Origin of the sequence: Paenibacillus wynnii, assembly GCF_030812855.1 — a bacterium.
GTDB classification, from domain to species: domain Bacteria; phylum Bacillota; class Bacilli; order Paenibacillales; family Paenibacillaceae; genus Paenibacillus_AQ; species Paenibacillus_AQ wynnii_A.
In genome coordinates, this window is sequence record NZ_JAUSTK010000006.1 from 81,868 (window position 1) to 104,241 (window position 22,374).

Here is a 22,374-nt window from a genome sequence, read left to right on the forward strand (position 1 = left end):
GATATGTCTAAAAAAAGACCCAAGCGTAGGGGTCTGTCCCCTTTCACTTGAGCCTTTGATGTACCCTCTAATATTTGCGATCCTGCGCTTCTACAGCGGCTGTTTCTTGTGTAAAGATGTCCTCAGGCGGAACCATCCGCTTGGGAAGTGTCCGGCCGGACATGATTTCTTTGGTAGCTTGCATAAGCAGTGGTCCGAGCAACGGATTGCATTCTACAACTGCATTGATTTTTCCCTGAATCATACTGTCGACTGCCCGCCGAGTGCCGTCTATCGAGATGATAATGATATCCTGCCCAGGCTTAAGGCCGGCTTCTTCGATGGCTTCAACCGCTCCAAGTGCCATATCATCATTATGGGAATAGAGAACCTGAGGCCACTCTTCCCTTGGTTTCTCTAAAAAGGCCTTCATAACCTTACGTCCCTGCACTTCGGTGAAATTGGCAGGCAGAATTTGAGTGATTTGAAACCGGGAATTGGCCTTAATCGTATCTCGAAAACCTCGCCCGCGATCAATTGAGGGTGTGGATCCAATAGTTCCCTCTAGCTCAGCAATGGTTACAGGACCGGGAAGATGACGCATTTTATCTAACATATATTTGGCGGCCTTTACCCCTTCTTCATAAAAATCAGAGCCGATAAAGGTTACATATAGCGAGCCATCATCCACATTAACAGATCGATCCAGAATGATGACCGGAATCCCCGCTTTTTTGACCTCCTGCAGGATGGGCTCCCAACCTTTTTGCACTACAGGAGCTATGGCAATAACATCAACCTTCTTGCGGATGAAGGAGCGGATGGCTTCAAATTGTTTCTCCTGCGACTGCTCTGCGTTCTCAATAATCAGGGTAATCCCTGATTCCTTGGCTGCATCTACAATGGAGGTGGTATTCGCATTCCGCCAATTACTCTCCGATCCAAGCTGAGAGAAGCCGAGTACTATGGGGTCGGTCGGTGCATCATCAAGCGGTGGAATCCAACTCAACTGCTGAGTCTCATCCGCTGAAGCAGGTTCAACAGTAGCTTGGCCTGAGCCGGAACCACTTCTCATACAGCCAGCCAGGAGCAGCATCATTACCAAAACCAACATCACTTTTGTCAGTTTCCCCATAATCTCCCCCTGTATCTGCATTGGTATCGCTTACATGTTCTCAAGTATGATCTGACGGACGGTCTGTGTTAGAGCGTTTGAAGTATGGGCTGAGTTGAATGTGATTAGATTGTGATTTGAGAATATAACAACTACAATTAACTTTAATTGCACTTTATGCACTTATTTTAAGAATTCCCCACCACTAATTTGGTTTAGTTGTACTAAATACAATTAAAAACCGAGAAAGTAGAAGGTTTCGGGACATTTGGCCCTAATAGTTGCAGAAAATACATCTATATATGCTAAAGGAAGAAAAGACGGCTTTTTAAGTGTACAAAGTGCAACTAAAGTAAAATAAAGGAATGAAAACCAATGAACCATCCCACATTCTTTATTAACCCCATATTATGGTATCCCGAACGCCCTCTAAAAAGCCAGATTACAAGTTATGCGATACTAGTATTACGTGATACTAACATTACGCGTTAATAGCAAAACAAAACATTGGAGGACAAAAGCTTTGTCTTCCAATGTCGATGTGATGTTAACCTCATTATAGCTTTAGGGTCGAACGCCTTGCAATCAGCAATCGCTGGAGGAGAATAAAGAAGAATAGCAGCAATCCGATAACGATTTTGGTCCACCATGAGCTCAGCGTTCCTTCAAAACTGATGATGGTCTGAATAATCCCCTGAATCATCACTCCGAAAAAGGTTCCGATTACATACCCTACTCCTCCGGTTAACAACGTTCCTCCGATGACTACCGCGGCGATTGTATCTAACTCCAGACCCACTGCGTGCAGTCCATAACCTGACAGCATATAGAAGGTGAAAACTACACCGGCGAGTGCTGAACAGAAACCGCTGAGCGTATAGACCAGAATTTTGGTTTTTGCGACCGGCAGTCCCATGAGCAGCGCTGACTGTTCACTTCCACCAAGTGCATACACATTGCGACCAAAGCGAGTGTAATGCGCAATATAGATGGCCGCCGCGATAACAACGAGGGCAATGATAACACTAATGGATACAAAGCTTCCTCCAGGCAAATGAATTTTAGTCTGGGCTACGCTTGTGTAAAAGGCATTATCAATAGTTATCGTATCAATACTGATCACATAACAAAGTCCTCTAGCCAGAAACATGCCTGCTAACGTGACGATAAACGGCTGGATTTTGAAATAGTGTATAATCGCACCCATCCCATATCCAAAAACAGAACCCATAACAAGCACCAACGGAATAACCACCGCCGGTGGCCACCCTTGCTGTTGAACCAGGCTTGCAGAAACCATTGTAGTCAGGGCTATGATGGACCCTACCGATAGATCAATGCCGCCTGAGAGGATAACGAAGGACATGCCGACAGCAGTAATTAGTAGAAAAGCGTTATCGACCAGCAGATTCATCAGCACCTGCAGGGAGAAAAATCCGGTGTAACGGAAAGAACCCGCTGCAAACATGACAACGAACAAACCGAACGTAACCAATATTGGAATGAATTTGCGGTTAACGGACATGACGGACAACCTCCTTCTCTCCGGGATAATTCCGGGTCTTCCAACGGGTCATGATCGTGCTGCGGAAGGTTTCCGACTGGATCAGACATACAGCCAGCACCACTACTGACTTCACAACGAGCGTAATCTCAGGCGGTACGCCAATCATGTAGATCGTAGTCGTCAACGTTTGAATAATAAGTGCTCCGATCACAGTGCCCATCAGATAAAAGCGCCCGCCGTTCAAGGAGGTGCCACCGATGACCACCGCAAGGATGGCATCCAGCTCATACCATAGACCGGCGTTATTGCCGTCGGCGCTGGATACATTGGAGCTGAGCAGAAGTCCGGCAATACCTGCACATAATCCGCAGAATATATAGACAGATATAATGACCATATTGGAACGTATCCCTGTCAGCCGACTGGCAGTAGGGTTGCTTCCAACCGATTCAATGAATAAACCTAGTGCCGTCTTTCGTGTCAGCAGCAGCGCAACAATCAGCATTGCAGTAACAATGAAGATCGAAAAGGGTAATGTCGCAAGTGAACCTGCTCCAATATATTCATAGGTTGAGCTATCCACAGTAATAATCTGTCCGCTGGTCACAAGCTGAGCAATTCCCCGTCCCGCGACCATTAAGATTAGGGTAGCAATAATAGGTTGAATGCCTGCTCCGGCAACTAAGAATCCGTTCCAAAGTCCGAGCACCAACGACAAGGCGAGCGAGGACAGGATCGCTGTCATGACCAGACCCAGTGAGCTCTGATCCGAACCTTTACTGATAGACAGGCAAGCGATCGCACCGGAGATAGCCACGATGGAGCCCACTGATAAATCTATTCCTTTTGTAGCAATAACCAGTGTCATCCCTATAGCAACCAGAACTAAGGGTGCGCCAAAGTTCAGGATATCGATTAGACTTCCATACAGATGGCCGTCTCTCAGAACAATGGAAAAGAAGTCCGGTGAATAGAGTAAGTTAAAGAGCAGCAGTGCTCCAAGTACGCATAAGGGCCAAAAAAGATAATGTTTCATCATTCGATTCATTTAAGTTCAACCTCCCGCTATCGCCTGCATGATTTCATGCGGGTTCATTTCTTCACCTGAGATTTCCTTCACCTTGTTCCGGTCGCGGAGTACAGCGATACGGTCACTGACGCGCAGCACTTCTTCAAGCTCGGATGAGATAAAGAGGAAGGACATTCCTTGGCGGGAAAGCGACAGCACCAGCTTTTGAATCTCCGCCTTTGCTCCAACGTCAATGCCGCGCGTGGGTTCGTCCAGGATCAGCAGTCTCGGCTCTGTGAGCAGCCAACGGGCGAGCAGAACCTTCTGCTGGTTGCCTCCGCTCAGGTTTTTAATTAAATGCTCAGGATTAGGCGGATTGATATTCATTAATTGGATATACTCATCGGCCAATTCATCCTGACGTTTACGGGAGATAGTTCTGAACCAGCCCCGTGACGCCTGGAGAGCAAGGATAATATTCTCTCTTACCGTCAAGTCGTCAATAATCCCTTCCGCCTTCCGATTCTCGGAGCAAAAGGCGATCTTTCGCTTAATGGCGTCTCTCGGAGAATGTATCCCTCCCTCAATCCCCGGGCTCGTGATCCCTCCTTGATCAGGCTTATCTGCACCAAAGAACAGACGGGCAACCTCGGTTCTTCCCGATCCGAGCAGACCTGCCAAGCCGACCACTTCTCCTTTATGAAGAGTCAAGTCAAAGGGTTCGATAGAGCCCTTACGTCCGAGACCAGATGCAGTAAGCAATACTTCCCCGGAGGAGTCTTTATACTCCTGAGACAATTGCGGCAGTTCTTCTAACAGATTCAGCTCTTTACCGATCATTTTGAGCACAAGATCAATGCGACTCAACTCGTTCACCCTATATTCACCGACAAATTCTCCGTTTCGAAGAATAGTGATCCGATCAGATATTTCATATACCTGATCTAGAAAATGCGTAACAAACAGAATCGCCAGACCATCGCTTTTCAGCTTCCGCATAATCCCGAATAATTGCTGAACTTCATTTCGATCAAGACTGGAAGTCGGCTCATCGAGGATCAGCACTTTTGCGGAAATATTAAGCGCCCGAGCAATGGCTACAAGCTGCTGAATGGCAACCGAATAGTATTGAAGCGGCAGAGTGACATCTATGTCCAGGTTAAGGCGCTCCTTCAACAAAACGGCAGCATTCCGGTTCATTTCCTTCCATAAAATCCGTCCGAACTTCCTCGGCTCCCTGCCGATATAGATATTCTCCGCAACCGTCAGATTGGGGCACAGGTTCACTTCCTGATATACGGTACTAATGCCCGCAGTCTGTGATTCCTGGGGACTAGTAACTGAAATAGGGCTGCCCTCCATATCAACGGTACCTTCATCAATGGAGTACACACCGGTCAGAACCTTAATTAGGGTTGATTTGCCGGCTCCATTCTCACCCATTAGAGCATGAACCTCACCCGGGAATAGGCGAAAATCTACATTGGATAAAGCCTTGACTCCTGGAAATCTTTTATGGATCCCCCTCATCTGAAGAATCGGGTCTTGATCGCTCACTTTTCCCCACTCCTTTTGGAGCGAAAAAGCCACTCCGGTGGCGATAATTAGCCGGATGGAGTGACTTTCTCACTTTTCTATCGTTATAGGTGTCTATTAATATTGACGACTCGCAAGGACTTCCTTAGCTTGCTCGGAAGTGAATGTGGATTCAATGGTAACGATCCGCGGTTCAAGAGTTTTACCATCTACGATGCTCTGTGCGGCTTCCATCAATTGAGGTCCCAGCAATGGGTTACACTCTACGATGAAGTTGATTTTACCTTCACTGGCAGCTTGCATACCGTCCTTGACTGCATCCACCGAAATGATTTTGATATCGACACCCGGTTTAAGACCTGCAGCTTCAATAGCTTGAATGGCACCAAGGGCCATGTCATCGTTATGGGCATACAGTACATCTATGTCTTTGTTGGCTTTAAGGAAGGCCTGCATAACTTCTTTTCCCTTAGCACGAGTGAAGTCACCGGTCTGGGAAGCGATGACCTTGAGGTGCGGATTGCTGGCGATCACTTCCGCGAAGCCGGACTTACGATCATTGGCTGGTGCGGATCCCGTAGTTCCTTGAAGTTCAACAATATTTACATCTTCCGCCGCATCCTTGTATTGATCACTCAACCATTGACCCGCTTTACGTCCCTCTTCCACAAAGTCTGAACCGATAAAGGTTACATATAACGACTTATCCTTGGAATCTACTGCACGGTCGGTCAACACGACTGGGATGCCTGCATCTTTTGCTTCTTTAAGGACGGTATCCCATCCGGATTCAACCACAGGAGAAAAGGCAATTACGTCCACCTTTTGCTGGATAAATGAACGAAGGGCTTTGATTTGATTCTCCTGCTTCTGCTGTGCATCTGAGAATTTAAGGTCATATCCTGCCTCTTTTGCAGATTCCTGAATGGATTTCGTATTAGCACTGCGCCAGCCGCTCTCCGCCCCCACCTGGGAGAATCCCAATACTAGAGGTTTGCCCGCTTCTTTATCGTTGCCAGTTGTATCGGTCTCTGCTGCTGCCGTAGCTTCAGCTTTGTTATTTCCGGCTGCTGCATTCCCATTGTTGCCATTGCCGTTCCCACAGGCTGAGATCATAATCATCATCAACGATAGTGTAAGGGCTGCGCCTATTTTGCCTATTTTTTTCATGTATTGTTTCTCCCCCTTCAAGATCACCATTCATTTGGTGTTGGCCTCATTATAAACCGCTTACAAAATCCGTTTATACGGCCCTATTTTGGTATAATTTTCGTTTTTTTGTGCAAGGGAAGGATTGAACTTATAATTGTGTAATTTTTTATTCAAAAGGTGTACTTTATGATTGCGCTTTCTTTTATGCCTCTCTTTTCCACTATTTTGAGTTATGATGGATAAGTAATACCTGATTAACCAATGAGGGGACCGATACTATGAGATTGACTCGCTGGATCTCCTCCAGCCTGCGGGCGAAGCTTCTAACCATGTTTATAATTCTGACCTCTATTCCGCTCATCGCAGTAGGTCTAGTATCTTACCAGAAGTCGTATCACTCCATTTCGGACCATAGCAAAGCGTCCAGTATGCTGGCGGCAGATTTGCTCGTTCGTAACATTGACTTTTTGTTCGATGATACGGAGCGGCTGCTGGAGTTAAGCAAGAACCCTGAAGTTATCCATTTTCTCTTCTCTCAATCGGAGACCTATAATGAAGCCAAAGAAATACTGCAAACCTTCGAGCTCTACCGGGAAACGTACAAATACGAGAATGTCCTCAACATCACATTGATTAATCTCTACGGGAAAGGCATCAGTGAACGCAAGGGTGTCTTCCAGCAAAGCCGCAATCCGCTGCGAAACCCGCATTTTCAAGACTTAACCAATAACCCGGATCTTGTGCTGAAAATCCCGCCTTCAGGGGCTTCTGATTATGACCGCCTGGACGGATTCACTTATCCGGATCGAAACGTCATTTCAATTATGGCTGCGGTGAAACAGCGAATTACGCACGAAGTCATTGGATTCATAATTATTGATCTGGACGATTCCTTCATAGAACAATTCTGCGACAAGGTTACGATTGGCAAGACGGGTTTCTTTTATATTTTAGATCAGAAGGATTTGCCCATTTTTGTACCTAAGATTAGCCCTAAAGACAGTGAACTCGTCCATCAGACGAATTTGCCGCAGTGGCAGAAATCGAATCGTGACAGCTTTGTTCTACCTACAGATAGCAAACCCAAGTTTGTAGTATATACGACCTCTCAGTCTACGGGTTGGAAAATCATCGGGATGGCCCCTCTGCAGGAAATTGTGGCTGAAGCCAATCGAATCCGGCAGTTGATTATCGTCAGTGTTATACTTAGCGCCATATTTGCTCTTACCCTCTACTTCTTCCTTACGCAGCGAATCACTCGGCCCATGCAGTTGCTGCAGAACAAGATGCGTTTAGCGGCAAGCGGATATCTGGAAGCAAAGGTGAAGCCTACGGGACAGGATGAAATTGCAGATCTCGGCAAGAGCTTTAACATCATGCTAGAGAAGATTAAGATGTTGCTTGAAAAGAGTATCCGAGAGCAGGAACAGGTACAAAAAGCGGAACTGCGTACTCTACAGGCGCAAATCAACCCTCATTTTTTATATAACACCCTCGATTCCATCATTTGGATGAGTGAAGCCGGGAAAAGTGACAGCGTAGTCAATATGGTAAAGGCATTATCCCGTTTTTTCCGGATCAGCTTGAACAAAGGCCGGGATTGGATTTCCATCAAAACTGAACTGGAGCATGCGGAAAGTTACCTGGTCATCCAACAGATGCGATACCGGGATATCCTTGACTATGAAATGAGAGTGCCGCCGGAGCTTCAGGTCTACCCTATTTTAAAAATGACCCTCCAGCCGTTGATTGAGAATGCGATCTATCACGGGATTAAAAACAAGCGGGGAAAAGGTCTGATTACCATAGAAGGCCATATAGAAGACTACACTGTAATCGTCCTAACGGTGACGGATAACGGAATTGGAATAAAGCCGCAGCAGCTTGAATTCCTTCGTCAGCATTTGAACACACCCATCGAAATTGATGCAGGTGCTAAGGAAGACAGTATGGAAGGCGGCTTTGGTCTGCAGAATGTTCATCAGCGGCTTCGCCTCTATTTTGGAGAAGGCTTCGGTGTTCATCTGGAGAGCACAGACGGAGAAGGTACGCAAATTTCAATCCGGATACCTAAAAAGTAAGGGGGTTAACCCATGAAGAAAGTCATGCTCGTAGATGATGAAATTCTAATCCGTGAAAATATTCGTGCTTGTGTGGACTGGGAAAAAGAAGGCTTTACCTATTGCGGAGACGCTTCAGACGGTGAGGTGGCCCTTCCTCTTATTGAGCAGTGGATGCCGGATATTCTAATTACAGATATCAAAATGCCTTTTATGAACGGGCTGGAACTCAGCTCCATTGTCAGGCAGCAAATGCCGGATATCAAAATTATTATTTTAAGCGGCCATGACGAATTTCATTACGCCCAATCTGCGCTTCGCCTCGGTGTTGAAGATTACTGCTTAAAGCCTGTCAGTTCAGCCGATCTGATCCAGCTTTTGCAAGGAGTCAGTGAACGAATTGACCAAGAGCAGCGGGCTAAGAAGAAATTCTCTTATACAGGAGAGAAGCTTCTCTCCGATCTATGCGGGGGGTTAATCAGTACAGCCCAAGCGATAGAAGCCGCAAGTTATATGAATCTTAATCTGTCTGCCAATTATTATTCGGTAGTTGTCTTTGACCTTCGGTTCCCTAATGCAGCCCAAGTGGGAGAGGATAGCCTTCCGATAACAAAAATAGACTCCTTCTTAAACGACCAGTTGGCGCAGTCAGCGGACAGCTTTATCTTCAAACGAAGCCGTACAGAGACCGTATGGATACATAAAGGAAACCAAGCTGAAACACTCCGGGAAAAAGTGGTCCAATCGGTCAACACCATTCATGAAAGCATTGAACAGAATTTCCAGTTTGACATCCCGGTCGGTATCGGTAATGTCCATGAACGCCTTCAGGGTATACATACCTCATATCTTGAAGCCGAAGAAGACAAGAATGGACAACGGATTTCGAGCTTAAACCAGACATCCTTGAGTAGTGCTTCATTTGACGCAGTTGTGGACAGTGTACTGCTTGACCGTAACCGATTTATTGAGTTTTTAAAAATAGGCACCCCATCGGAGGCTCCGACTTTTATAAGCGAATTTGCTGCGGGTCTGGTTCAGATGAATTGGAAAAGCTCCATGTACGGTTATTATCTGCTGAATGACCTGTCGCTTGAGATGATTCATACCGCCAAACAAAGCTTTCAAACGTCACAGGACCCCACTGAACTAATTGAGGAGCTTCAGCAGTCTATTAAGAACATTGCTGACTTTGAGGGTTGCCTGAATTATTTGACATTCCTGCTCGACAAACTGTGGAAATGGCGCTCCGAAGGCTCTGACAAATATGGCGATCTGATTGGCAAGGTCAAGCAATATATCTCCGAATGCTACAACGATGATCAGCTGTCCCTGCAAGATATCTCCAGACAAATCGGCGTGAGTCCAAGCCATATGAGCAAGGTATTTAGCCAGGTAACAGGCCAGACCATGACCGAATATCTCACGGGGACCCGAATCCGCAAAGCGATGGAACTACTAAAAACCACTCGCCATAAAACATTCGAGATTGCCTTCGAGGTAGGATACAACGATCAGCATTACTTCTCGAATCAGTTCAAAAAAGTGACCGGCATGACTCCGATGGAATATCGCAAACAAGGGACTGCCGACGAGAAAGGCCTCATAGATCAGGAACGGCACGGGAGGAAGAATCATGAACGTCAAAAAGCGTAACCGTTTATTCTGCTTACTGTTGACTGTTGGAATGCTCCTCTCAGGCTGCCAATCAGCGCCTTCAGCTGGGGATCAGAACATAGCGGCGCAGGATAGCAACGTGCAGAAGGCGTCCGATCAGCAAAATGAACCCCCTCGTACTTACGGCATTATATATCCTATGGTGAACCCCACCTACGAGGTTATTACACAGAATGCAGAGGAAGCAGCGAAAGACCATAATATTAGACTAATGGTGCAAGCTCCTGACGAAGCCAATCTGGAACAGCAGATTCGGATCATGGAAACCATGATTAAGCAAAAGCTGAATGGAATCGCTATCGATCCCGTAGATGCTAAAGCGCTTATTCCCGTGATTAATAAAGCGGTTGCCAGCGGCATCCCTGTGGTCTGTTTTGAATCCGACGCTCCCGGCAGCAATCGACTTAGCTTCATTGGAGCGGACAACTACGAGACGGGTGTAACCATGGGCAAAGCAGTAAGCCGTCTTTTAAAAGGTAGAGGTATGATCCTTGTGGAAGCCGGTATGTCCCAAATGTACGGACTCAGCCAAAGGCTGGAAGGCCTCCTTCATTATTTGAACACCGAGACTACCATTGATGTACTTGAGGTTCGCTTCAACGAGGGCAGTGAGACACGGGCCACAACGGAACTGGAAGAAATGATTGATGCTCATCCCCACTTTAACGCTTTTATCGGCTTAGATTTCGTTTCCGGCTCAACCTCCACCCTAATCTGGAAAGCCAAGGGATTGAAACGGTATGCGCTGACCCTGGGAATGACACCCACCGTAAAAGAAGCCCTTCGAAACGGCCAACTGACGTCCGTCATTTCACAGAACGAAGATCACTGGGGCGAAAGCATTATCAATACCTTGCTTTCGGCAAATACGGGAAAGACAGTGCCGGAGTTTGTGGATTCGGGGATTAGGGAGATAGGGTCCATAAGAAAATAAAAGAAGGCAGGAAAATTTTTCTGACCTTCTTAACGCTCATAATTCGGGACACATCATTATACTAGAGGCTGTTGAATTAATGTAGCAAAATTGAATTGATGTTTATGACCGTCATTTAGCGTGGTTACACCTTGTACGAAGTGTACGTGTTTGCCGTTACCAACAGAGATTGCGGGTCCTGTTCTTATTTTTTTCAGATTATGAAAATGATTTAAGAAATCGGTATGCGTAAGATCAATCTCGTGAACATGACTGTTACCTACAGGGATAACTTGATTTGTAACTATATGTTGATAATTGTTTACTCATTTCTAACCATACCTCCTCTGAGTTGGTTGAACATAAGTATCTTATTAATCTCAAAATATAGATGTGTTAGGCAAAAGCCTTGTTTAATTGCTATTAAGCATCATTTTCCTTTTGATTCTTTCGCCAGCTCCTTGTGGCTAATATTCGTAACCAAGTTAGTGTAAAATTCATCCAAAGATCTTTCCTTATAGGCAAACGCCGTGAACGTTATAGGTTAAAGTCCATAGACTGATGTCGAGTACATTTACTTGATACCTTAGGAGGTTATTTATGGACGCAAACCAATATCAACAGATCAGTTGGAGTTGCATGAATAAATATGTTGGTATTACAACGACTGACGGTCAATCATTTGACGGGTTTATTGCTCACGTCGATAAGGACTATGTCACCCTTGCTATTCCAACCAATGAAATGGTTGATGGAATGAACGGAATGCCAGCGCAAGAATCTACTTATAGACAATTCGGATTCCATCCAGGATTTTTTCCAAGACGCCGCTTTTTTCATCGACGCATTCCTTTTTTTTCGATTAGAGACCTATTTCTTCTTTCATTTTTCATTTGACATATTGGGGGATATGAGTCTCCGAAACATAAAACGGCCGTCTAACAAGTCGCGAGACTAGTTAGGCGACCGTTTTTCTTACATGCTTCCGAGTACCCCCCATGTCATTGAAGGAAGTCCACTGCTTTCAATGTAAGCAACAATGTAACCGAGGCAATAGGTACAGACATTACAATTCGTATTTCGCAACTTTACGCATCTTGACAATATATATATAGACAATTAGCGAGACTATAGAACTACATCGCCCTTGCTGCTATAATTGGTAAAAAATCGATTAATAGTGAGGCATTTTAATGAAATCGAACTATTTTAAATTAGGTGCATTATTGATTTTTGTATTCATCTTCAATACCCAACCTTTATTAGCTGCTGGAAAAACTGAGAAAGTAAAAGTTACCTTTGTGAGTGCAGATTTAGTGGAGAATAATCATGTAGGTAACGAATGGTGGTGGGGGGGATTTGTAAACGGCACAGAACTTGCAGATGGAGAATCCATTACATTAAACGTGAGTTCAACTGGTACAATAAAATTGCACGCTGAAGCACAAGAGCAGGATAGTATTCCTGATGATGGTGAAGCAACCACAACTCTAAAGGTCTCCTCACTTAAATCATCCCAAAATAAATCTATGACGGTGCAGGTTGTTGAAAATCGGGGTAGATACTCTGGCAATTCTGCTTCATGGAAATTTATATTTAAAATTGATAAAATTAAATAACCGCAACACGATCATACAACCAGTCACACGGCACTTTTGACTGGTTTTTTTCCGTTTTATTTGTAAAAATATCATTGAATATTTGAAGACAGAGATAACCGGGATTACGTAGATAGGAGCGGTACTTAAATGATTAATAAGAAGGTTTTAATTGTAGTTTTTATAATTTTAGGAATAGGTTTGTTGACTATCCACTCATACAAGAATAATTCAAATAAAGAAATTGGTAAATATTTGGCCGATAAGGGTTATAGTCAAAAAGAAATTTTAAAAGTGTACACAGAATTCGGAAAACTACCACTTGTTAGTACGACAGTAATTTTCCAAGATGAAGTAAATGCTAGATACTTCTACCGTAAAGAGAACGGACGAATTTATCAATATAGTTGTGCGCCCTTAAGGGGTGTTGATCCTGAATTTAAGTACAAGCACGAAGAAAAGTATTAAGCTAAAGACGATTAGACCTCATTTAAGCTTTTTAACATTTGGGGAGGGATTATAAAGTTGCTTTCCAGAATTCACCTTTATATAGAATCTTTTTTGCTCTCCAATTACTTTATTGATCTTCAACTATGGCTTTTCTTGTAATAAAATTAGACCTAGCATTGATATACCTCCTGTTTTATAAATTTAACATTTGTGACGGTTTCACATAACATTTCCGTGTTCACGACGTTCATTAACTCAAGCCCCCTCTAAGGGTGGCCGCAATGCGGTTTGTGGAATGGATGTGACTGGCATCTACATCTCCGACCTATATTCCGGGAGCGAGGGGCGTATGCCCCGATGCGTAAACACATTGTTATAATAAAATGTCGCCCTACTTCCTGGAAATACATAAATAACTCTTCTGATCACATATTTTCATAAATTTTTAAATTATTCTAATATGTTCTCGCTTTGTATCTAAGTACTTCCCTGTAATTGTATCTGCTGCAGATATAAATGAAACCATGTAACTGCTTATTTCTTTAACCCTAACTACAAAATCTTCATAAGATATATTCCCAAGACTAATGTTGAAAGAAACTTCATCTGCAAAAACATAATCTACATCTTTAATGAAATTCCCAGTAATTTTGATTTTCCCTTCTATATCATCCATTTGATTAAGTTTTTCATTGAATTCCTTATCTTTATCCTTATCATAATAATGAAAGAGGTTATTTCTTATAGGGATTAATACTTCATTCAAAAATAAATCGTTCTTTGTAAATATAAGCATCTCATAGTGTTTTTGAGTCTCTAAATCCATTTTTCGAATAAAACTATTAATATTTTGATTCTCGTAACCAAACGTTGTCAATTTTATTATTTCTCTTAAATGAGAGACTGCTATTCTGAATAAATATACGCTTTCGCCAATATTATTATCCGAATTTGCATCGAATGCCTCTAATAGTTGTTTATGAACATGTAACATATCATTTCTAGCTATTGCGAGTTTCAATACCCATCTTGCAAGCTTATCATCAGGATTGAAAATATCTTTGACCTTAAAAGCAAGCTCCATCTTCAACTCTTCTCCCACTTTTGATACCACCTTCATTTAAAAAGATTTATGCTTGATAATGTAGTATGTATATGTCATTATGGGGATTTCTTATAACGTTGGTGTATTCGGTGAACCCGAGAGGCTTAGGGCGAAAGTGTCTGGTCCGACAGACTTAACTCGCAAGGTTGATCTCCTGAATCCGCTTCCTGGCTAATTATCTTCTGCGATCCTAGGGCCGTATGGCCCGCAGTGTGAAAACTCTGTTATGTGAAGGACTTGCCATCTTGAACAACAATAAATAATTCTAGCTATTCTTCTTGTACCCAAATCTTGAAGTATCCATTATATAATCGTTAACGGAAACGATATAATCGGTTTCTATTGTGATTTGTATATCCCCCATTAGATTAAGCTTTAGATCACCAAATCCAAATGGCCAATCTATCACGCTATTTAACGTAAGGGATTTGGTTGTTCTCATTTCTTTAGATCCCCATTTACTACTTATACTTACTATGTTGTTATTAACATCTCTAATAAATCCATGCCCGCTTTGATCATAAAGGGCCACTTCTAAACTTCCTGAGTGTACCTTACTCAGTCGTACTTCGGATAAACCGGCAACAAATATATCCTGTTCTTCTACTAGATTACTTGGCTCCTTGATTAATTTATAGCATTCTGCGGCTTTTAATATTGTAATTCCCCAAACATTAAAGGACTCCATGTGATCAAATGATGAGTTAAAAAATATCCTTGATTCACTAAAATCAATGTAATTATCGAGATCTTCCCATGTAATTCCCAAGGTTGTTTTCATGTGTTTGATCTCTCGCTTTTTTATAGATTTTTGCAAGACTTTCACATAATGTTCCCGTATTCACGACGCCCAGCGAATGCTGGGTGTGTCGGGCTGTTTCTGCTTCCCCGAAATCCCTCTGCCGACCAAAGGCGTATGCCCGATACGTGAATATAATGTTATGTGATGTCAGCATCTTCTTCGAACTACTTAAGTCGGTTCTTTGATTTCTTTGCCATGTTTTTAATCTCTTCATATTTCTCTCTCGATGCTTTAATTTTACTCTCAACTACATACGGGGCATCAGTTGCTAAGTTAGGTATCATCTCATTTATGTAATTGTATAATAATCTTTTTTCACTATCGGTTGGAACTATTGGAGCGACAGGTATAGATATTGGTTTATCTTCTACTTCTTCGAGTAAACTAGGCATTACAAAAGCAAAGAAATTATGAAATGCTCTTTTCCTATCTACTTCTTTTTCTTCATAATCACCATTGGAATCTAATCGGAATCGGTCAAATTCGAACGTAAGCAATTGATATGGCTTCCTGTCTTTATTTTTGTAAAATAAAATGACCTCAAGTACATTCTGATTTGCTAATTGAGGTACAGACTTATATTTGTGATCTTTGGGTTGAGAGATCTTTATAATCTTATCTCCATTAGAAGAAATTAATAAATATCTGCATCCAGTCATTCATATCACTCTTTCAATCTTTTATTTATGCTGCTTTCACATAACGCTCCTGTATTCACGACAACCATTCCCCTTAGATATCTAATCTTAGGGGAATGGTTGTATCTGCCTATGAAGATCAAGGGCCGAATGGCCCGCAGCGCGAATATTATGTTATGTTAAGCTTGGGCCGCCTATGAAATACTTCCAAATTGTTTATTCTCTTCATCATATTTCTCAATATAGGAACATAACATATGCCCAAATCCAGTAAGTCTAAAATTTTCCCCTAAGTTCACTCCGCTATTATCTGGATGTACACGATCAGTTAGTAAGTGTTTCTTTACTAATTCTTGTTCATATGTTTCTACTAATTCAGGAAAAACTAGTCCTGAATGATCAGCAACATACTCTAACCACTTTATTGCTCCAAATCTTTCATTATTTAAACCACCGCTTTTAGCAATGCTATATGTAGTAAGCAATACAAGAGATTCTCCAGAACTCATAGTTTTACACATTTTAATCATTTGAATAGGTAAGTGACTATTCCTGTCTGTTAATATTTCCTGAGCGGCTACTAATAGTAATTTCTTCAACATTGAAAATCTGATTTCATCTGGTATATCTTTATCTAAAAATTCTAATGTTTCTTGTAAACAATTTATATGTTGTTCCGTATATTGATAATCATCAGCAATTTTTCCACGTTCTCTAAACAAATTCCACTCTTCTCGTAAAGCGTTCAATAAACTAGTAGAACGTAATCTTTGGACTAAATGTCCTGCGGAAAGAATCAATTCGTTTTTTTCTGAAGTAGCGATGCCAGTTATTCCTTCAACTAAATTAAAGATAGTATTTTTCAACATTTCTGAAGTAGTCTGAACAGGAATAGTTATTTCATTATTATTCATCACTGAATTTCCCTCCATTAATTATTTGCCAGTATTTCACATAACGTTCTTGTATTCACGACGCCCCACCACCTTAAGGTCACGAAGTGACCGGCCGCGATGCGGTTGGGTGGTGCGGGTGTGTCCGGCTGATTCCGCTTCCTGCTACTGCAAATTTCATCCCTGAATCCTCTTCTAACTTCTGCCGGACCGAGAGCCGAATGGCTCGAAGCGTGAATATGGTGTTAGATGAAGTCTCACACTTCTTGAAGTACACCCTCAAATTCCTTTATTAGTAATGTCGCTCTTCCAATATTCTTTAATCCCCAATCAGCATACTTTTTAGCATCTTTCTTATTACCTAAGTACAAATGAGTTTTAGAAATTAATAGAACCAATCTAAGATCCAATGGTGCCCCTAATTGTTCCAACCGTTTACTTCGTTTTTTTATTTCTTCTATATCAATTGTTAATAGTGGATTGGGAAAGTTTTTAAATTGATTGAAGTAATCCATGCCTTGGCTTACAAAAAGAGATTTCATTGAAGCAATTGATTGCTTAGCTTGTTCTTCATCTTCTCCATATTCATGCCATATTTCTGCATTGTTCTTAAACAATTTACTGATGAACGACTTTTTGGGTTGAATTCTTTGTCTGAATTCGCAATCATAAACTGTTATATTAGAATTCTTCTCATCAAGAAGAAAATCCAAATGAACACCCAACTCCATAATACAAGAACCACCATATTTATTAGCTTGGATAACCAAAGTAAAAATATAATGATCATTCGTCCGCTTAATAAAATGATGATTTGTTCCAATAAAACCAAGCTCATTGAGTACGGGTTTCAATTCTGTCTTGATTAAAGATCTGAACTCTTTAGTGTCCATCTTTGAGAATACTCCTTGGATTGTGTCTTGTGAGATTTCGTCTAACGTCATATTTACGAACTTTGTAAATAACTCCATATGTAAAGTATTCGCGAAATCATTATGTTAATCTACCCGTTACTTCAATATAAAAAGCATATTGCATTAGCAGTCTGCTCTTTGCGCTATCGTTCCCCGTTAGCGGAATGAGGATCTGTCATCTATGGTACAGTTCTACTTAGTGGGGCGGCGTAGCACGTGATCTTGCTTGTGCAGAGTGTCAATGTCCTCGTATGTCAAGCTCACTTAATGGATAGTCACTGCTGCCCCAAGTATAAACAATATAATAGTTAATTAGTTCTTCATCTGCTTTCAATGCTTTGAATTTCAAGTGACCATTAAGAAAATCAATTGTATCACTCACTTGCTGTTCAACAATGTAACTCCATTCATTCTCGCGATATTTTGAATAATAATTATTTAATTCTTCCAAAGTTAGTTCCGATTTAATTAGAATAGCGCCAAAAAATTGCATTCCGTTTCCATTCCCAATTAATTTTCCAGCTGATGATATATCATCTATCCATTCGGTTTTGTCTGGCAGCGATACTTTTACTAGATCTTTTTTTATGGAATTTGCAATATGATTGTTAATAAATGGAGTGGATATGACTGTTAAAACAAGAGCAACTACTGTAGTCAATAAAAGGATTGTGAATGTTTTTTTCAAATTAAAACCTCTCTAAAAAAATATGAATATCCTTTTGAACCAGGACTACGCTAAATTCAAGCCTAACGCTACCTTCACATTCCGAATTTACGATACGAGTTCAACAGCCTGTGGTAATATCCTTTCGTATTCCTTATGTAACACATAATGCTGGACGCCTCTCGAAGAATTAAGGGCTTCCCTGGCGTGCTTGACCGCAGTTTCGATGCAGCCAGCTTTGAGTTCAATTTCCGCGAGCAGTGCTGATCTCATCCAAGGCTTCTTGATGGATTCAAGATGTTTTCGCGCCTGAGCACTCTCCCCGTCCTCCGACAGTAGAATCGTTTCGTAATATGCTCGGTAATCAGAATAGCGAATGTACGGTACGGCTTCTTGAACTGCAGTCATATCTTTGCGATAAACGCCGTATGCCGCCTTGTACGATGCCTGTGCTGCTGCCTGCTTATATTTTCTCATAAGCTGCTCCATAATCGTTCTTGCTTCATCCTCAAGTCTGTTAGCAAAAACATAATTAATATAGAGTCCAGGCGTGTTTTTCTGGCTGCGTAAAAAGGATTCCACGCGATCCACACGCTTTTCCAAAGCTAACGGATAAATGAATTGGATTATAAAAAAAATCAGGGTAGCCATCACAGCAGTTCCTACTATCAAGACTGGTGAATAGTCATTGATTGCCATGAATAAGACCACCACGAACAAGACGAAATAAAATGAAATTTTCCACCAAAGATGCTTCATTATAAATCTCCTTTTAAAATCATAATTAGATAGTTTGAGGAAAAGAAACAGCGAAGTTTCCAATTTTTCCTAACTTCGTAAATTTGCCCTGTCTAAGGTATTCGGCGAATGATTAAACTATCCTTCCCGTTCGTATAGCTTAATGACGCATCGCCAATATATAAATTGTCAGATCCAAAAAAAAGGATCGATTCAAGATTTAATCTTGATCGACCCGCATCACTACTCCTTATTCTCTTCCAACCACAAAATCGCCGTAACACCCCGCGGATAATACTTACTTCCCGTAATTTCCCCAGAGATAATTTGGTCGCTCCAGCTCCATATCGAGAGCTCGGGATGTGTCAGCCAAACCGCATGTGCATGATCAGCTGCTTGCCCTTCCGCTCCCCATTCCAATCCCAAAATCTCTCTGGCAATGAACTGACATAGATACACCTTACTTAACCAGCTGTTGTTGCTGGTGGAGGAGATTTTCCAACCTCCGTCATCGAACAGGCAGACTCCTTTTCGAAGAACCGCGTGCAGATGTTTGTCGAGTGCACTGATATAAGCGGCGAACCGACCATTGCGATCAAGTGCTTCCTTGCAGCCCGTAAAGTACGGGAATACCAAACCTTCGATGGCTGGAATGATTTTGGAGTCGTTGCCTTCGCCGATTACAGCTGGAATATAACCATCCTCTGTAACGTTAGCCACAATCGTTGCTGCACAGCGATCCGCCTGAACACCTGCGGTTGCTGCCAAGTCAGCACGGCCGTTGTCGTTGAAGATTTTTTCCATGGCCAGATAAGCTGCCCAGCATTTGCCCGCCAAATAGATATTGTTCCGCGCTTGACCCAGAGAGACATCCAGACTGTCATAGGTTGTAATTTCTGCTCCACCCATGGTCCGGGAGCTATCAAGTCCCATTACACCGTTTCTTTGAGCCGGATCGGGATGATCCCGGTTCACCATACTTTCGAGACAACGCTCCATTACACTCAGGTTGCTCTTCATCCAAGTGCTGTCTCCGGTATGCTCAACATAAGTTGCTGCGGTCAACAACCAATTGACCAGTTGTTCATGCGTCATGTGAGAAAAACAACCATCAATACCGTAGAGCTCATAAGAAGAATAACCTGGACGGGACACCGCGTTAGCCACACCCATGTCATGCGTAAAGCTGATGCCGCCCGGATATTCAGTCTTATCTCCCGGGAAGCGAACCGTATCCTCATAGCTGAATCTTTCCACAAACATATCCAGCTCATTACGAACTGCCCAAGGGTTCATCCGTAATTCATAGAACAGCTGATCGACCGTAAGATCGAAGGTATTCATCATCCGGTATTCGCCTTCATTGACGATCCAGAACGGCTTACCCTTATAATCCAAAAGTTGTGTTGAGCCATAATAGCTGCGAATAGCATGAGCCAGCATGAAGGACTGATCCTCAGAGAGACCTTTGCCCACGAACATTTGGTTCGCCTTCTCTGCTTCCTGTACCAAAGTATCGAATTGGGACAATGCATACTCCGCTACAGACTCCACATTGCTGAAATACCGATTGTAATAATAGGAAGCATCCATACCGGAGGTAACAAAGCCGGAACGGTGGAAGCACACTGCAAAACGATACGTCTTCCGCTCACCCGCTGGCACATCCATAATCAAAGCCCCAACCTGACCGAGTCCAAAGGTCCAATTCTCCTTAAGCTCAGCAGTTAGGATATCCTCCATCGTGAAGTGCAAAGCAGATTCCACAGTCCCCTGTTCAGCAGCAATAGCCAAGAATCTTCCTTGACCCACACCTGTAAGTTTAGGAGATGTGTCTAAGCTTCTCATTGCGCTATAAGCATCTGTTCCCTGAAATCCAAAAAAAGCACGCCGTGCAGTAGTTGAAGACAAGTTGTCCACTTCAATCTCTACAAGAACCGCCGGAAGTAGTACATTCTTCAGTTCTTCTTCGGTGGCAAGCTCAGGATCTGGTACCGGACGAACCGGTGACAGAATGCGGAAGGTTAGATCGCCTGCACTCCATGTATCTGTAGCAAGCTGAAAATTTCTTGTGATTTGCTCCTTGGAAAAAGGATGCAGAATATGCGGTTTATTAGGATTTGGATCAGGGTTCTCGATGTCGTAGCGTTTGCTCTCATCATCCCCGCCTTGCTCATGGAACGGCAGTGTATCAAATCCCTCTCCATCCTTGCGTTCCAGACCTATGAATATATTCTGTTTAGGTGATTTGCCCAACTCGAGATCAAATCCACCACCTGCACCGGGAAATCCTAAGGTAAAACTTGCAAAAGCGCCAATCGGCGAATGATGCGCATTGAAAAATTGATTGTGAGACATATTGTAAATGCACTCCCTCCAGCATGGTTCCCGGCATTGCCGGGCTATGTCTCCATGTTATCGGCTTTGCAGAAGGTGCAACAGGGTTAAAGCAGTCTATTATTTGGGCAAATCAAACGTAACTAAAGAGCTATGATATAATGGAGTCCTATTCTAGTGTAAAAGAGGATTGCGATGAACCCGACCGAACCTGGCATACATAATTCCATCGACGGCCAGATGTCACCAGACATCCAGGCAGCTTTTCATATCTTTGCCGCTCACTGGCGAAAAGTAAATGCAGAATGGCAATATCCTGTGCATACACACCCCATGTTCGAGATCAATGTTGTACTACAGGGCCAGCAACAAATGTCTGTAAATGGTCAGTCCTATTTACAGCAAAGTGGTGATATTCTGTTTATTCGCCCCGGTGCTCCCCATGCCAGCTTCGGCTCGGGTACAGGACATGAGATGACCTACTACTGCTTGCATTTCGATATTGATGATCTAACCTTACGCCGTGCTTTGTTGACGGTTGATTCTGTCAGCCTGAGCGGGAATACCCCTGAGCTTCGGGGAATTCGTTCAGCGCTGGACGTGATTATCAGTTCTACTATTTTATCCGAATCGGATGATTCACATAGAAACCGCCTAGTTACACTACATGCTTCCCTGCAGCTTTTTACTGCGCTCAGCGGCTGGGTGCTGGCAGAAATGCCGCAGACGGTCCGAGGAACAAATACCGAAGCCACTGAAAATACCGTTGCTCTTGCGAATGCTATCGAAAGATTGCTTCAGGAATCCGTTTCAAACGCCGCACTTACAGGCGAACGGGGCGGTAGTATTGAGAGTATTGCCGCTCGTCTAGGCTACAGCCCTACCCACTGCAATCGGGCTTTTCGTCAAATTTATGGGATATCGCCGAGGCAATATTTATCCGGCCTGATCATCCGCCACGCTAAGCTGCTGTTAATGGACAACACTCTGTCTGTAGATACGATTGCTCATCGCCTCGGGTATCGTGACGTCTCCCATTTCAGCAAGCAATTCAAACGTTGGACGGGTCTGCCTCCAATGGGTTACCGACGGTTGAGCCATCACAGCGCTGTACCTGACCAGAATCACGCACCGGAAAATACACCCTCTACTCTACATCCTTAATAAATCACCAAAAATGGTTTGTGATAACCGTTCATTTCCGTGCTATAGTTGAACTATTCTGACTCGCCTCTTTGCTGATTTAACTACCACGTTATAGATACCAAATCAATTGACCACGCGC

The 22,374-nt window shown here is 42.9% G+C and carries 20 protein-coding genes and 1 pseudogene; 7 read left to right on the forward strand and 14 right to left on the reverse strand.

The genetic code is table 11. From position 1 onward, the window contains the following. Positions 1-67: 67 nt before the first annotated feature. From J2T20_RS08325 to J2T20_RS08345, 5 genes are all read right to left on the reverse strand, one after another. Positions 68-1,114, reverse strand: a complete 1,047-nt coding sequence (locus J2T20_RS08325; RefSeq protein ID WP_307587361.1) for an ABC transporter substrate-binding protein — start codon at positions 1,112-1,114, stop codon at positions 68-70. A 535-nt stretch (positions 1,115-1,649) separates the two neighbouring features. Further along, positions 1,650-2,618 (reverse strand): galactofuranose ABC transporter, permease protein YjfF, encoded by a 969-nt coding sequence (yjfF, locus tag J2T20_RS08330; protein WP_307587362.1) that lies wholly within the window; start codon positions 2,616-2,618, stop codon positions 1,650-1,652. Next, positions 2,608-3,648, reverse strand: a complete 1,041-nt coding sequence (locus J2T20_RS08335; protein WP_307587364.1) for an ABC transporter permease — start codon at positions 3,646-3,648, stop codon at positions 2,608-2,610. The genes yjfF and J2T20_RS08335 overlap by 11 nt, the downstream gene beginning before the upstream one ends. Positions 3,649-3,654: 6 nt before the next feature. Next, positions 3,655-5,166, reverse strand: a complete 1,512-nt coding sequence (locus J2T20_RS08340; protein WP_307587366.1) for a sugar ABC transporter ATP-binding protein — start codon at positions 5,164-5,166, stop codon at positions 3,655-3,657. A gap of 96 nt (positions 5,167-5,262) precedes the next feature. After that, positions 5,263-6,315, reverse strand: a complete 1,053-nt coding sequence (locus tag J2T20_RS08345) for an ABC transporter substrate-binding protein (protein ID WP_307587369.1) — start codon at positions 6,313-6,315, stop codon at positions 5,263-5,265. 260 nt (positions 6,316-6,575) lie between these two features. Here J2T20_RS08345 and J2T20_RS08350 point away from each other — a divergent pair, with 260 nt between their 5' ends. Genes J2T20_RS08350 through J2T20_RS08360 form a run of 3 tightly spaced genes read left to right on the forward strand, consistent with a single transcriptional unit; the run spans position 6,576 to position 10,968 of the window. Further along, the gene (locus J2T20_RS08350; RefSeq protein ID WP_307587370.1) at positions 6,576-8,378 is read left to right on the forward strand and encodes a sensor histidine kinase; all 1,803 of its coding nucleotides are present in this window, start codon (positions 6,576-6,578) and stop codon (positions 8,376-8,378) included. A gap of 12 nt (positions 8,379-8,390) precedes the next feature. Next, on the forward strand, positions 8,391-10,013 hold the full coding sequence (locus J2T20_RS08355; protein ID WP_307587372.1) for a response regulator: 1,623 nt from the start codon (positions 8,391-8,393) through the stop codon (positions 10,011-10,013). Further along, on the forward strand, positions 9,994-10,968 hold the full coding sequence (locus tag J2T20_RS08360; RefSeq protein ID WP_307587374.1) for a sugar ABC transporter substrate-binding protein: 975 nt from the start codon (positions 9,994-9,996) through the stop codon (positions 10,966-10,968). Before J2T20_RS08355 ends, J2T20_RS08360 begins: the two co-directional genes overlap by 20 nt. A 56-nt stretch (positions 10,969-11,024) precedes the next feature. Here the strand turns inward: J2T20_RS08360 and J2T20_RS08365 are convergent. Further along, positions 11,025-11,252: pseudogene (locus J2T20_RS08365) on the reverse strand (YmaF family protein); the annotation flags it as partial. Between the two features lie 295 nt (positions 11,253-11,547). On the opposite strand from J2T20_RS08365, the gene J2T20_RS08370 reads away from it, so the two are divergent. From J2T20_RS08370 to J2T20_RS08380, 3 genes are all read left to right on the forward strand, one after another. Continuing rightward, a complete protein-coding gene (locus J2T20_RS08370; RefSeq protein WP_307587375.1) occupies positions 11,548-11,844 on the forward strand; it encodes a phosphatidylinositol kinase in 297 nt (98 codons plus the stop codon). 296 nt (positions 11,845-12,140) lie between these two features. Then, positions 12,141-12,566 carry a hypothetical protein gene (locus tag J2T20_RS08375; protein WP_307587376.1) on the forward strand — a complete coding sequence of 142 codons (426 nt, stop codon included), beginning with the start codon at positions 12,141-12,143 and terminating at the stop codon, positions 12,564-12,566. A 129-nt stretch (positions 12,567-12,695) separates the two neighbouring features. Continuing rightward, the gene (locus J2T20_RS08380) at positions 12,696-13,013 is read left to right on the forward strand and encodes a DUF3139 domain-containing protein (RefSeq protein ID WP_307587378.1); all 318 of its coding nucleotides are present in this window, start codon (positions 12,696-12,698) and stop codon (positions 13,011-13,013) included. A gap of 427 nt (positions 13,014-13,440) precedes the next feature. Here the strand turns inward: J2T20_RS08380 and J2T20_RS08385 are convergent, their stop codons facing one another. From J2T20_RS08385 to J2T20_RS08420, 8 genes are all read right to left on the reverse strand, one after another. After that, the gene (locus J2T20_RS08385; protein ID WP_307587380.1) at positions 13,441-14,097 is read right to left on the reverse strand and encodes a hypothetical protein; all 657 of its coding nucleotides are present in this window, start codon (positions 14,095-14,097) and stop codon (positions 13,441-13,443) included. 268 nt (positions 14,098-14,365) lie between these two features. Further along, positions 14,366-14,881 carry a hypothetical protein gene (locus J2T20_RS08390; protein ID WP_307587381.1) on the reverse strand — a complete coding sequence of 172 codons (516 nt, stop codon included), beginning with the start codon at positions 14,879-14,881 and terminating at the stop codon, positions 14,366-14,368. Positions 14,882-15,066: 185 nt separating this feature from the next. After that, positions 15,067-15,561, reverse strand: coding sequence for a hypothetical protein (locus J2T20_RS08395; RefSeq protein WP_307587382.1), 495 nt, complete (start codon positions 15,559-15,561; stop codon positions 15,067-15,069). A gap of 173 nt (positions 15,562-15,734) precedes the next feature. Beyond that, positions 15,735-16,454: a hypothetical protein gene (locus tag J2T20_RS08400; RefSeq protein ID WP_307587383.1), complete on the reverse strand. Its 720-nt coding sequence runs from the start codon at positions 16,452-16,454 to the stop codon at positions 15,735-15,737. Between the two features lie 236 nt (positions 16,455-16,690). Next, positions 16,691-17,326: a DUF4304 domain-containing protein gene (locus J2T20_RS08405; protein ID WP_307587385.1), complete on the reverse strand. Its 636-nt coding sequence runs from the start codon at positions 17,324-17,326 to the stop codon at positions 16,691-16,693. Between the two features lie 259 nt (positions 17,327-17,585). Next, positions 17,586-18,035 (reverse strand): hypothetical protein, encoded by a 450-nt coding sequence (locus tag J2T20_RS08410; RefSeq protein WP_307587387.1) that lies wholly within the window; start codon positions 18,033-18,035, stop codon positions 17,586-17,588. A gap of 87 nt (positions 18,036-18,122) precedes the next feature. Further along, positions 18,123-18,773 carry a hypothetical protein gene (locus tag J2T20_RS08415; RefSeq protein WP_307587389.1) on the reverse strand — a complete coding sequence of 217 codons (651 nt, stop codon included), beginning with the start codon at positions 18,771-18,773 and terminating at the stop codon, positions 18,123-18,125. 222 nt (positions 18,774-18,995) lie between these two features. Then, complete coding sequence (locus tag J2T20_RS08420) at positions 18,996-21,110, reverse strand: glycoside hydrolase family 52 protein (RefSeq protein WP_307587391.1); 2,115 nt, start codon at positions 21,108-21,110, stop codon at positions 18,996-18,998. 174 nt (positions 21,111-21,284) lie between these two features. Between J2T20_RS08420 and J2T20_RS08425 the strand changes: the two genes are divergently transcribed. Beyond that, positions 21,285-22,253 (forward strand): helix-turn-helix domain-containing protein, encoded by a 969-nt coding sequence (locus tag J2T20_RS08425; RefSeq protein WP_307587393.1) that lies wholly within the window; start codon positions 21,285-21,287, stop codon positions 22,251-22,253. Positions 22,254-22,374: the final 121 nt, after the last annotated feature.